Source organism: Streptomyces liangshanensis, assembly GCF_011694815.1.
GTDB lineage: Bacteria > Actinomycetota > Actinomycetes > Streptomycetales > Streptomycetaceae > Streptomyces > Streptomyces liangshanensis.
Map to the genome: position 1 here is coordinate 343,007 of NZ_CP050177.1, position 12,102 is coordinate 355,108.

The 12,102-nt window shown below is 73.8% G+C and carries 12 protein-coding genes; 4 read left to right on the forward strand and 8 right to left on the reverse strand.

What is annotated here, in order from left to right:
* The first annotated feature begins 20 nt into the window (after positions 1-20).
* Complete coding sequence (locus HA039_RS01510) at positions 21-1,037, forward strand: acetamidase/formamidase family protein (protein ID WP_167022589.1); 1,017 nt, start codon at positions 21-23, stop codon at positions 1,035-1,037.
* Positions 1,038-1,306: 269 nt separating this feature from the next.
* A complete protein-coding gene (locus tag HA039_RS01515) occupies positions 1,307-2,776 on the forward strand; it encodes an aldehyde dehydrogenase family protein (RefSeq protein ID WP_167022592.1) in 1,470 nt (489 codons plus the stop codon).
* 79 nt (positions 2,777-2,855) lie between these two features.
* Here the strand turns inward: HA039_RS01515 and HA039_RS01520 are convergent, their stop codons facing one another.
* The 7 genes from HA039_RS01520 to HA039_RS01550 all read right to left on the reverse strand — a co-directional run bounded on the left by HA039_RS01520 (position 2,856) and on the right by HA039_RS01550 (position 8,671).
* Positions 2,856-3,050: a hypothetical protein gene (locus HA039_RS01520; RefSeq protein WP_167022596.1), complete on the reverse strand. Its 195-nt coding sequence runs from the start codon at positions 3,048-3,050 to the stop codon at positions 2,856-2,858.
* A gap of 120 nt (positions 3,051-3,170) precedes the next feature.
* Positions 3,171-4,055, reverse strand: coding sequence for a phosphatidylinositol-specific phospholipase C/glycerophosphodiester phosphodiesterase family protein (locus HA039_RS01525; RefSeq protein ID WP_167022598.1), 885 nt, complete (start codon positions 4,053-4,055; stop codon positions 3,171-3,173).
* A gap of 234 nt (positions 4,056-4,289) precedes the next feature.
* Entirely contained in the window at positions 4,290-5,411 is a 1,122-nt protein-coding gene (locus HA039_RS01530; protein WP_167035953.1) for an acyl-CoA dehydrogenase family protein, read from the reverse strand.
* Positions 5,412-5,467: 56 nt separating this feature from the next.
* Positions 5,468-6,652 carry an acyl-CoA dehydrogenase family protein gene (locus HA039_RS01535; protein ID WP_167022601.1) on the reverse strand — a complete coding sequence of 395 codons (1,185 nt, stop codon included), beginning with the start codon at positions 6,650-6,652 and terminating at the stop codon, positions 5,468-5,470.
* Positions 6,649-7,662, reverse strand: coding sequence for an NADPH:quinone oxidoreductase family protein (locus tag HA039_RS01540; RefSeq protein WP_167022604.1), 1,014 nt, complete (start codon positions 7,660-7,662; stop codon positions 6,649-6,651). The genes HA039_RS01535 and HA039_RS01540 overlap by 4 nt, the downstream gene beginning before the upstream one ends.
* 106 nt (positions 7,663-7,768) lie before the next feature.
* Positions 7,769-8,353: a helix-turn-helix domain-containing protein gene (locus HA039_RS01545; protein ID WP_167022607.1), complete on the reverse strand. Its 585-nt coding sequence runs from the start codon at positions 8,351-8,353 to the stop codon at positions 7,769-7,771.
* A gap of 42 nt (positions 8,354-8,395) precedes the next feature.
* A complete protein-coding gene (locus tag HA039_RS01550) occupies positions 8,396-8,671 on the reverse strand; it encodes a DUF5133 domain-containing protein (RefSeq protein WP_341829999.1) in 276 nt (91 codons plus the stop codon).
* Positions 8,672-8,831: 160 nt separating this feature from the next.
* Here HA039_RS01550 and HA039_RS01555 point away from each other — a divergent pair, with 160 nt between their 5' ends.
* Positions 8,832-9,530, forward strand: coding sequence for an NADPH-dependent F420 reductase (locus tag HA039_RS01555; protein WP_167022610.1), 699 nt, complete (start codon positions 8,832-8,834; stop codon positions 9,528-9,530).
* Between the two features lie 72 nt (positions 9,531-9,602).
* On the opposite strand, the gene HA039_RS01560 is transcribed toward HA039_RS01555, so the two are convergent.
* Positions 9,603-10,904, reverse strand: a complete 1,302-nt coding sequence (locus tag HA039_RS01560; RefSeq protein WP_167022612.1) for an alpha/beta fold hydrolase — start codon at positions 10,902-10,904, stop codon at positions 9,603-9,605.
* Positions 10,905-11,086: 182 nt separating this feature from the next.
* On the opposite strand from HA039_RS01560, the gene HA039_RS01565 reads away from it, so the two are divergent.
* The gene (locus HA039_RS01565) at positions 11,087-12,058 is read left to right on the forward strand and encodes an acetylxylan esterase (RefSeq protein WP_167022615.1); all 972 of its coding nucleotides are present in this window, start codon (positions 11,087-11,089) and stop codon (positions 12,056-12,058) included.
* Positions 12,059-12,102 lie beyond the last annotated feature (44 nt).

Below are 12,102 nucleotides of genomic sequence, written 5' to 3' on the forward strand. Positions count from 1 at the left end.
CGAGGGAGAGGCGCGCGCCCATGAGTGACCCGAGGATCCTGACCGTACGGCCGGAGAAGGGCGAGTACGCCTGGACGTTCGGCGGCGTCGCGCCCGTCGCGCGCATCACCCCGGGCACGGTCCTGGACCTGTTCACGGAGGACTGCTTCGCCGGGCGCGTGCGGTCCGTGAACGACCTGGTCTCCGAGGTGTGCGAGTTCCCGTTCCTCAACCCGCAGACCGGGCCGTTCTACGTCGAGGGCGCGGAGCCCGGCGACACGCTCGCGGTGCACTTCGTGTCGATCCGGCCCGCGCGGGACTGGGCGGCGTCCTCCACCGTGCCGCTCTTCGGCGCGCTGACGTCCACCACCACGACGGCGACCCTCCAGCCGCCGCTGCCGGAAGTGGTGTGGATGTGGCAGCTCGACCGGGAGCGCGGCACGTGTCTGTTCAGCGCGCGCGACAGCGACATCCGGATCGAGCTGCCGATGGATCCGATGCACGGCACGGTCGGGGTGGCACCGGCGAATCTGGAGGTACGGTCCGCGCTGGTGCCCGACGCGCACGGCGGCAACATGAACACGCCCGAGATGCGTGCCGGTGTGACCTGCTACCTCGGGGTGAACGTGGAGGGCGCGCTGCTGAGCCTCGGCGACGGGCACGCGCGGCAGGGGGAGGGCGAGACGTGCGGGGTGGCCGTCGAGTGCGCCATGAACACCGTGGTGATCGTGGAGCTGCTGAAGGGTGTGGCGACGCCCTGGCCGCGCATCGAGTCCGACACGCACATCATCTCGACGGGGTCGGCGCGCCCGCTGGAGGACGCGTTCCGCATCTCCCAGCTGGACCTGGTCCGTTGGCTGGCCCGCGACTACGGGCTGTCCGAGCTGGACGCGTACCAGCTGGTCACGCAGGCCGGTGAGGCGCCGCTGGCGAACGTGTGCGACACCAACTACACGTGTGTGGCGAAGATCCGCAAGGAGTGGCTGCCCGCGGGCGACCCGCACGGCGGCCTGCACCGCCACCTGCGCGAGACGGCGGCGATCCTGCCCACCGGGTGACCGCCGCCGCGGCCGCCCGCGGCGTGACCGCGCCGCGGCCGCCTTCCGGGTGATTCGGGGCGTGTCCCGCGGACGGTGCCGGGCGGGAGCCCGCGGGACCACCGGGGCGCTCCCGTGGGCTTCCTGACGGCCGCTCAGGTCTCCCGCCGCGCTCTGCCCGGCTGCGGACACGACCGGATCTCCCTACTGTCGGTCCGTGGGGCACCGCGCGGTGTGCCCGGCATGAGCGCGCGTTCGGACGACCGGACGTCCGAACCGGAGGAGTCACCATGCCGGAGCTGTTCATCGGCGGCCGGTGGACCGCCGCCCGCGACGGGCGGACCCGCGAGATCCGCTGCCCGGCGGACGGCTCCCTGGTCGCGACCGTCGACGAGGGCGGTGCGGAGGACGCCGCCGCGGCGATCGGCGCGGCCCGTGACGCGTACGACCGCGGGCCCTGGCCCGGCACCCCAGCCGCCGAGCGGGGCCGGCTGCTGCTGCGGGTGGCCGGTCTGCTGGAGCGCGAGAAGCACGTGCTCGCCCGCGCCGAGTCGCTGGACACCGGGAAGCGGCTGGTGGAGAGCGAGTTCGACATGGACGACGTCGCGAGCTGCTTCCGCTACCACGGCAACCTGGTGGCGGCGGGCGGCCGGGGCCGGATCGTGGAGACGGGCCGTCCGGAGGTCGACAGCCGGGTGGTACGGGAGCCGGTGGGCGTGTGCGCGCTGATCACCCCGTGGAGCTACCCGCTCCTGCGGACCGCGTGGAAGGTCGCCCCCGCCCTCGGCGCGGGCAACACGTGCGTCCTGAAGCCCAGTGAGCTGACTCCGCACACCGCGATCCTGCTGATGCGGCTGCTGACCGAGGCGGGTCTGCCCGACGGCGCGGCGAATCTGCTGCTCGGCGCGGGGGCCGCCGCCGGGGCGCCGCTGTGCGAGGACCCGCGGGTGGACCTGGTGTCGTTCACCGGCAGCCTGGTCACCGGGCGGCGGGTCATGGCCGCCGCCGCGCCCACGGTGAAGCGGCTCACCCTCGAACTCGGCGGCAAGAACCCCCACATCGTCTTCGCCGACGCCGACTACGAGACGGCGGTGGACCACGCGCTGACGGCCGCGTTCCTCAACTCGGGGCAGGCCTGCTCCGCCGGGACGCGGCTGCTGGTCCAGGACGAGCTGCACGACGGCTTCGTGGAGGACGTGGTGGCGCGGGCGCGCGCGATCCGGCTCGGCGGTCCTTTCGACGGCCACGCCCGGACGGGCCCGCTGATCTCCGCCGCGCACCGGGAGCGGGTCGAGGCGTACGTGGCGGCCGGCGTCGCCGAGGGCGCGGTGCTGCGGTGCGGGGGCGAGCGGCCCGACGACCCGGAGTTGAGCGCGGGCTTCTACTACCTGCCGACCGTGCTGGACGAGTGCGCCCCCGGGATGTCGGTGGTGCGCGACGAGTCGTTCGGGCCCGTGCTGACGGTCGAGCGGTTCCGCGACGAGCAGGAGGCGGTGGCCCTCGCCAACGACACCGTGTACGGGCTTGCCGGGGCGGTGTGGTCGCAGGACGTCGGCCGCGCCCACCGGGTGGCGTCGGGGCTGCGTACCGGAACGGTGTGGATCAACGACTTCGGATCGTCCGTACCGCAGGCGGAGTGGGGCGGGACGAGACAGTCGGGCTTCGGGCGGGAGTCGGGGCCCTCGGGGCTGGCGGAGTTCCAGCAGGTGAAGCACGTCTGGCACCACCTCGATCCCCGGCCGCTCGGCTGGTTCGAGTGACCGCGGGCCTCGCGGAGTGACCGCCGGGGGCGGCGTCCGGGACACGCGTCGTCCCGGGCGCGCCGCCGGACGGCCGGGGTCAGGGCCGCAGCTCGCCCACCACGTTGGCGGTGGCGGAGATGCCCTCCGCGATGCTCGGCGCCATGCTCGTGCCCGCCAGGAAGAATCCGAGCAGGACACAGGTCACGGCGTGTGACATCTTCAGTCCGCCGGTGCGGACGAAGATCACCGCGAGGACCACCAGCAGCAGCACCAGTGAGATCGAAATAGCCATGGCCAACCTCCTCCGCCGCAGCGCGATTGCGGCATTCGGCCGCCAGTGTGGCGGAGGAGGGGGTCCGGGCGGCCGACCGGCATGTCCGCCGAACGGGTGATTGACCGCGGGTGACCGTGATTACGTACGGTTGCTCCTGAGGAAGTGCTCGAGTCCCGCGAGATCGTCCGTGTTGAGGTGGTCGACGCCGGCGGACAGCAGTTCGGCCCACACCGCGTCGCGGGCCGGTCCCGGCAGGTCGGGCGTGCTCCAGAAGCGGACCCGCTGCCCGCGCCGGTGCGCGGAGTCCACGAGGGCGCGGAGGGTGGCGCGTTCGGCGGTGGGGATCGGGCCCACGCCGGTCCAGCCGAACGTCTGTGTCCAGTTGGCGCTGATGAGCGGGACGAAGTCGGCGCCGGCGGCCGTCCCGAGGTCGTCGAGGCGGCCGTCGTAGAAGGCGTGGCGCACGCGCTGCGCCTCCATCGGGACCCGCGCGGCCCGGTCGCCCGAGACGACGGGGGTGACCGCGCCGGGGCGTACCGCACCGTGCGCGTAGGTGGTCAACCACGATCGGTGCGCGGTGAGTTGGCGGTGCAGTTCGGCGTAGGCGGCGGCGCCGTCCGTCTTGATGTCGACGAGGAGCTGGACGGGACGGTGGTAACCCCGGTACACGAAGCCGTGGTTGGCCCGGACGCGGGAGCGCAGCGGGTCCAGGTAGAGCGCGCGGAGCGTACGGGTGGGGTCGAGGTCCGCGGCCTCGTGGGCGACGAGCAGGTCGCCGCCGACGAGGAAGACGTCGGCCTCGACGCTGGTGAAGCCGTGGTCCAGCGCGTCGTGGAGGGGGCGGGGGTGGAGGTAGTCGTTGTGCGCGTGGGCCTGGGGCAACGGCCGTGGTCCTGGGCCGGTCCGGGGGGTGTCGCCCTGCGCGGCGGTGGGTGCGGCGTGCGCGTACGAGGGGGCCGCGACCGCCGCCGTGAGGGCGGCGGCGAACGTGCTGACGGCTCTGCGGCGCGTGGGGAGGGGCATGGGGGGCTCCGTGGGGACGCGGTGGGGCGGTCCCGGTGAGTATCGGCACCGGCGGCGGTGCGGAAAACGCGGAGCGTGAAGTGTTCGGCCGCCCGACAACTGCCCGTCGCGCGCCCGTCGGTCGGGGTCGTGACGGGCCGACGGGGTGGCGAGGCGCGGGGGTACGCGTCGGAGCGCGGAGCCGGGTCGGAGCGCGGGGCCGGGTGGGGCGGCCGCCGCGCTCCGACCGGGGTGTCAGTGGGGTGCCGGGAGGTTGATCAGCCGCGACAGGGTCCGCTTGTGGTGGCCGGGGGTGCCGAAGGCGATCTCGTCGGACTTCGCCCGCTTGAGGTAGAGGTGGGCGGGGTGCTCCCACGTCATGCCCGTACCGCCGTGCAACTGGACGCACTCCTCGGCCGCGTGGACGGCGACCCGCCCGGAGTACGCCTGCGCGACGGCGACGGCGAGGGGTGCCTCGGCGCTCCCGGTGGCGAGGGCGTCGGCCGCGTTGCGGGCGGCGGCGCGGGCCGACACGACCTGGAGCCACACCTGTGCCATCCGGTGCTTGAGCGCCTGGAAGGAGCCGACGGGGCGGTTGAACTGGTGGCGTTCCCGGGTGTGCCTGACGGTTTCCTCCAGGCACCACTCGGCGATCCCGAGCTGTTCGGAGGCGAGCAGTCCGGCTCCCGCCGACAGGCCCCGGCGCGCGGCGGCTTCGGCCGTCGCCGCGTCGGCGATGCGGGTCCCCGTGCCGGGGGCGACGGTGACGGTGGCGAGCGGGCGGGTCAGGTCGAGGGGGGTGAGGGGGGCGACCGTGACCCCGGGCGCGTCCGTGTCGACGGCGTACAGGCCGTCGTCCCGCAGGACGAGCAGGACGTCGGCGCGCGCCGCCTCCGCGACGCCGCCGACCGGTCCGGTGCCGGTGGGCAGCGGCGCGTCGGGCGCGGTGGCGAGGGGTACGGCGAGCACCGCGACCCGGGCGCCGGTGGCGAGGGATCCCAGCAGGCCGGCGACGGCCGCGTCGCCGGTGTCGCAGGCGAGGAGCGTCTCGGTGGCCACCACGGCGCTGGTCAGGAAGGGCGCGGCGGTGACGTGGCGGCCCAGCTCCTCCAGGACGACGGCCGCCTCACGGTGGCTCGCCCCCTGGCCGCCGAGCGCCTCGGGGATCAGCAGGCCCGCGGCGCCGATCCCGCCGGCGAGCGCCGTCCACAGCCCGCTGTCGTACGGGTCCCCGGCCTCCGCGCGCACCAGCCCGGCCGGTACGTCGGCGCGGTCGGTGAGCAGGGAGCGTACGGCCGCGCGCAGGTCGTCCTCGGCCTCGGAGTACAGCAGGTCGGGTGCGGTGCCGGTCGTCCCGGTCGTGCTCGTGCCGGTCATGCGCGTCCCGGTCTCGGTCGTCTCGGCTTCGGTCGTCGGGGTCTCGGTCGTCGGGGTCATCGGGCGAGGTCCTTCCAGGCGACGTCCTTGTCGTTGCGCGGCTCGACGGGCAGGCCGAGGACACGTTCGGCGACGATGTTGAGCAGGACCTCGCTCGTGCCGCCCTCGATGGAGTTCCCCTTCGAGCGCAGGTAGCGGTATCCGGCGTCGCGTCCGGTGAAGTCGACCAGCTCGGGCCTGCGCAGGGTCCAGTCGGAGTACAACAGGCCCTCGTCGCCGAGGAGTTCGACCTCCAGGCCGCTGATCTCCTGGTTGAGCCGGGCGAAGGCGAGCTTCATGCCGCCGCCCTCGGGTCCCGGTTCGCCCGCGACGAGTTGCTGGCGCAGCCGCTCCCCGGTGAGCCGGGCCACCTCCGCCTCCACCCAGAGGGTCAGGAGGCGCTGGTGCAGGTCGTGGGTGCGCAGCTCGGGCCGCTCGCGCCAGGTCCGGGCGACCGGGCCGATCATGCCGCCCTCGCGGGGCAGCCGGGCGCCGCCGATGGAGACCCGCTCGTTCATCAGGGTCGTCCGGGCGACCTTCCAGCCCTCGCCGACACCCCCGAGGCGGTGGGCGTCGGGGATCCGTACCCCGGTCAGGAAGACCTCGTTGAACTCGGCCTCGCCGGTGATCTGGCGCAACGGCCGCACCTCGACACCGGGATCGGTCATGTCGCAGATGAAGTAGCTGATGCCCAGGTGCTTGGGCAGGGCGGGATCGGTACGGGCGATGAGGATGGCCCAGCGGGCCAGGTGCGCGCTGGAGGTCCACACCTTCTGCCCGTCGACGACCCAGTCTCCGTCGTCCGCGCGGACCGCGCGGGTGGCGAGCGCCGCGAGGTCGGAGCCCGCGCCCGGCTCGCTGAACAGCTGGCACCACACCTCCTCGCCGACCCAGAGGGGCCGCAGGAAGCGCCGCTTCTGCTCGTCGGTGCCGTACCGCAGGATCGTGGGCGCGGCCATGCCGAGGCCGATGCCGATACGCCTGGGGTCGTTGCCGGGCGCCCCCGCGGCCGCCAACTCGGCGTCCACGACGGCCTGGAGGGAGCGCGGCGCGTCGGCGCCGCCGAGCCCGGCCGGGTAGTGCACCCAGGCGAGCCCCGCGTCGAAGCGGGCCTTGAGGAAGTCGGTCCTGTCGGTGGTGGCCGGGGGATGCGCGGCGAGCAACTCGCGGGTACGGGACAGGAGTCCGGCGGCATCGGTCATCGGGTGGTGCTCCCTTCGGGGACCGCGTCCGGCGCGGTGTCCTGGGCCGTCCCGGGGACGACCACGATCCGTCCGGTGGTGACGCCGTCGGCGACCCGCTGGACGGCGTCCGCCGCGGCCTTCATCGGGACGCGCTCGCTGATGAGCGGCTTGATCGCGCCCCGCGCGGCGAGCGCGGTCAGTTCGTCGTGGCAGCGCAGGACCGCGGCCGGGTCCTTGGTGTTGTACAGGCCCCAGTGGAGACCCAGGATCGCGTAGTTCTTCACCAGCGCGTGGTTGAGGGCGGGGGCGGGGACCTCGCCGCCCGCGAAGCCCACCACCACGATCCGGCCCTCGAAGGCCACGCACCGGGCGGACGCGGTGTAGGCGTCGCCGCCCACCGGGTCGAACACGACGTCCGCGCCCCGGCCGCCGGTGGCTTCCTTGACCGCGGCGGCGATGTCCTCCGTACGGCGGTCGACGACGGTGTCGCAGCCCAGTTCCCGGGCGACGCGCGCCTTGTCCGGGCCGCCGACGACACCGATGACGGTCGCCCCGGCGGCCTTCCCCAACTGGACGGCGGCGCTGCCGACCCCGCCGGCCGCCGCGTGGACCAGCAGGGTCTCGCCCGGCTGGAGCCGCGCGCGGCGGTGCAGGGCGAACCAGCCGGTCTGGTAGCCGATGTGGAGGGCGGCCGTCTCCGCGTCGTCCAGCGCCCCGGGCGCGGGCAGGACGCCCGCGGCGTCCACGGCGGCGTACTCGGCGAAGCCTCCGGACGACGCCCCGGGGTCCAGGGTCGCGATCACCCGGCGCCCGTCCGGTGTCTCGCCGCATATCTCGATGCCGGGAGTGAAGGGCAGCGGCGGACGGACCTGGTAGTGGCCCCGGCAGAGCAGCGCGTCGGGGAAGTTGACGTTCGCCGCCAGGACCCGGAGCAGGACCTGCCCCTCACCGGGCACCGGCGGCTCCACCTCGTCGAGCCGCATCACCTCGCGCGGCTCACCGTTCCGGTGCACTCGCCATGCCTGCATACCAGGGCCTCCACACGATGGGCAGTAGCACTACGCCCCGCATACTAAGCGGTCGCTTGCCCACCTGGGAACCGTCCTTCGCCGGCCGCCCCGCACCGGCCCGCGCCTACGACGCCTTCGGCTTGGCCCGTACGTGCATCCGCTCGCCCTGCGGCCCGAACAGGCTGAGGAACTCGACCGGTTCGTCCGCGGCGGGCCCGAACCAGTGGGGTACGCGGGTGTCGAACTCCGCCGCCTCCCCCGCCCCCAGCACCACGTCGTGCTCGCCGAGCATCAGCCGCAGCCGGCCCGCGAGGACGTAGAGCCACTCGTACCCCTCGTGGACCCGCGTCTCGGGCACCTCGCCGTCGGCCCGGTGCACCACCTTGTACGCCTGGAGGCCGCCGGGCCGCCGGGTGAGCGGCAGCATGGTCCGGCCGCCGCGCACGATCGCCTCGGCCCGGACACGGGGGTCGCCGACACGCGGCGCGCCGACCAGTTCGTCCAGCGGGACCTGGTGGGCGCGGGCCAGCGGCAGCAGCAGTTCCAGGCTGGGGCGGCGCAGGCCCGACTCCAGCCGCGACAGGGTGCTCACGGAGATCCCGGTGGTGGCGGAGAGGCTGTTCAGGGTGGCCCCGCGCTCGCGCCTGATGCGGCGCAGCCGGGGTCCCACTTCGTTCAGTACGGCATCGAGGCCCGCGTCGTCGTCCATGCCCCCATTGCAGAAACAGCAAGCGCGTTTGTCAATCGCCGCTCAGTCGCGCACGCCCGGGGTGACGCTCTCCGCGCCCTCGGGGAAGATCGGGACGGGCTTGATACGGCGCAGGTACGCCTCCGCCTTGATGATCGCCTCGCGTGCCGTGCGCTGGCCCATCAGCACGCACAACGTGTAGGCGACGTCCTCGAACCGGCCACGTGTGGTCGTGTCCAGCGGGTCGGCGAGGACCAGCCGTTCCCACGCCCGGTAACGGCTCAGCAGATCGGCGACCAGATGCCTGTCCGGCAGCAGCATGTCGACCACTTCCAGCATCGGAGTCCGGTGGGTTCCACGGGGTGCGCGGGGCCGCTTCACGCACAGCGGTGCTCGCGCCCCCGGCTTCCATTCTCCACCCGCCGGCGCACATCCGCCCGGCGGCGGCGAAGGGGATCCGGCCGGGAATACGGTCCGCGCCCCGGCCGCTCGCACATGTATGAGCACTCTTGGACTGATCGGCAGTGGACACATCGGCAGCACCCTCGCCCGGCTCGGCGTGGCGGCGGGTCTCGATGTGGTCCTGAGCAACTCGCGGGGTCCGGAAACCCTCAAGGATCTGGTGGCCGAGCTGGGACCGCACGCACGCGCCGCGACGGCGCGGGAGGCGGCGGAGGCGGGTGACTGGGTGGTGGTGACGGTCCCGTTGAAGCACTACGACCAGGTGCCGGTGACACCCCTGGCCGGGAAGGTCGTCATCGACACCAACAACTACTACCCGCAGCGTGACGGGGCGATCGCGGAGCTGGACGAGGAGCGGACCACCACGAGCGAGCTGCTCCAGGGCCACTTGCCGCAGTCGTACGTGGTCAAGGCGTTCAACAACATCATGTACACGCACCTGGCGTCCCTCGCCCGGCCCGCGGGCGCGCCGGACCGGTCGGTCCTGCCGATCGCCGGTGACAACGCCGACGCCAAGGCGACGGCGGCGCGTCTGATCGACCAGTTGGGGTACGACACCTTCGACACGGGTGTGCTCGCCGACAGCTGGCGCTTCCAGCGCGACACCCCGGCCTATGTCGTCCCGTACGCGAAGAACCCGCTGGGTCTCGGCGCCTCCGGGGACGACCCGGGCGCGCCCTTCGACGTGGCGGGCCTGAAGGTGGCGCTGGACGCGGCGAAGCGGCCCGGCAGCTGAGCGGGAGTCCTCGGCCGGGCAGCTGAGGGGGCGTCCTCCGCCGGGCAGCTGAGCGGGCGTCCTCGGATCTCGTCAGATCTCGTTCCGGGTGAGGGCGAGCAGGCGGTCGAGGACTCGTGGGCCGCTGGTACGGACGCCGTCGTGCTCGTACTCGTCGGTGACCCAGGTGCGCAGGCCCCGGATCGCCCGCGCCGTGCGCAGCGAGTGTTCCGTGTCGACGTACATGTCGTCGTGGTAGACGGCGGCGGCGACCGGTACCTCGTTGGCGGCGAGGCGGTCGGTGTCGTACAGCGGCCGCCAGTCGGTGCCGGCGGCGAGCAGGTGGGCCGTCTCGCGCAGCGGGCGCAGCGCGGGGTCGCTCTCGAAGGTCCACGGGTGGACGCTCTCGCCGGTGAAGTACAGCGGTCCGTCGCCGGCCAGGGTGGTGGTGGCGTCGAAGCGCGCGAACTCGCCGCGGGTGCGTTCGGCGGCCCAGTCGGTGGGCTCGCCGCCCTGGGCGTAGATGGCCTCGTGGAGCAGCGCGTACAGCGGGTGCGCGGCGTACGAGAGGGCCGCGGCGGCGCCCTCCTGGAAGGCGTCGGAGAGCACCTGGCCGCCGGGCGCCCGGACGAAGGCGTTCTCCAGGAGGTAGTGGAGCTGGTGGCTGCCGTCCCCGCGGCCGAGCACGGTGCCGAGGGACTGGAAGGCCTCGGGGGTCAGGGTGTACCCGGTGGGCAGGACGACGGGGCTGTGCTCGGCGAGGTGTTCGGCGATGCGCCGGGCGCGGCCGATGTCCTGCGGGTAGCGCGCGTAGTGGGCCTCGACCTTGCGTGCGATCCGGGGGTACGCGGCGCGGTAGACCTCGTCGGCCGTCGCGTCCAGGGAGGGCAGGCCGCCGGTGATGAGGACGGTGCGCAGGCCTTCGGGCGCGGCGGAGAGGTAGTGGGTGGCGCAGAATCCGCCGAAGCTCTGGCCGAGGACGGTCCAGGGCGCGTCGCCGGTGAGCCGGGGGCGGATGGCCTCGCAGTCCCGGACGATCGAGTCGGCCCTGAAGTGGGCGAGGTAGTCGGCCTGTTCCCGGGGGCCGCCGCGCAGGGGCAGGGTCTGGCGGTTGGCGGGGGTGGACAGGCCGGTGCCGCGCTGGTCGAGGAGGAGCACCCGGAATTCCTGGAGCGCCCGGCCGAGCCAGGCCTGCCGGCCGGTGAACCGGCGGGCGCCGAAGCCGGGGCCGCCTTCCAGGTACACGAGCCAGGGCAGGTTCTCGCCGGTCTTCGCGCCGGCGACCACTTCGCGGGCGAAGAGCTCGATCCGCTCGCCCGACGGGTCGCCGTGGTCCAGCGGGACCGTGAAGCGGTGGTCGGTGAGGACAACTCCGGGCTGGGTGTAGCTGGTCACGGACGCTCCTGTTTCTCGGTCGCCCCCGCCGGGGCGCGCACGCCGGGACAGTACCGGGCCCCGGGCCGTGCGCGTACGGCCGGCCGCCGTCGCGCGTCCCGGCGGACCGGGTGGCCGGTCTTCAACCGCTGCCCGGTTGGTCGTACGGTGTGATCACCGGTTTCCCGACCAAGGTGGTCCGTATGTCCCTGTTCGACCTGCCGCTCGACGAGTTGCGCGACTATCGCAGCGCGTCCGCGGAGCCCGAGGACTTCGACGAGTTCTGGGCGAAGACCCTCACCGAGGCGCGCGGTCACACCCTCGACGCCCGTTTCGAACCCGTACCGACGGGGCTGACGACGCTCGACGTCTTCGATGTGACCTTCGCCGGTTTCGGCGGCCACCCGGTCAAGGGCTGGTTCGTGCTGCCTGCGGGGACGAGCGAGCCGCTGCCCGTCGTGGTGCAGTACCTCGGGTACGGCGGCGGCCGCGGCCTGCCGCACCTCCACCGGCTCTGGGCGTCGGCCGGTTTCGCGCACTTCGTGATGGACACCCGGGGCCAGGGCAGCGGCTGGAACGGCGGCGACACCCCCGACCCCGTGGGCAGCGCCTCCTCCTTCCCGGGCTTCCTCACCCGGGGGATCGAGGATCCCCACGACTTCTACTACCGGCGCGTCTTCACCGACGCCGTGCGGGCCGTGGAGGCGGCCCGCTCGCACCCGCTGGTGGACGCCTCGCGCACGGCGGTGGTGGGCAGCAGCCAGGGCGGCGGGATCTCGCTCGCGGTCGGCGGTCTGGTGCCGGACCTGGCGGCGGTGGCGCCGGACGTGCCGTTCCTCTGCGACTTCCCCCGGGCGACGACCTTCACCGACCGCGACCCGTACCGCGAGGTGGGCAACTACCTCAAGACGTACCGGGGCAGGACCGAACAGGTGGGCCGGACGCTCGCCTACTTCGACGGGGTCCACTTCGCGGCGCGCGGGCGCGCGCCGGCGCTGTTCTCGGTGGCGCTGGAGGACCGTACGTGCCCGCCGTCGACGGTCTTCGGTGCCTTCAACGTCTACGGGGGCGAGGACAGGACGATCGAGGTGTACGACTTCAACGACCACGAGGGCGGCGGCCCGTTCCAGGAGGCCGTCCAGCTGGACTGGCTGCCGCGGCGCCTGTCGGCCTGACGGTGTGAAGGTGTGACGGCCGCCGGTCCCGCCGCGTGTGCGAG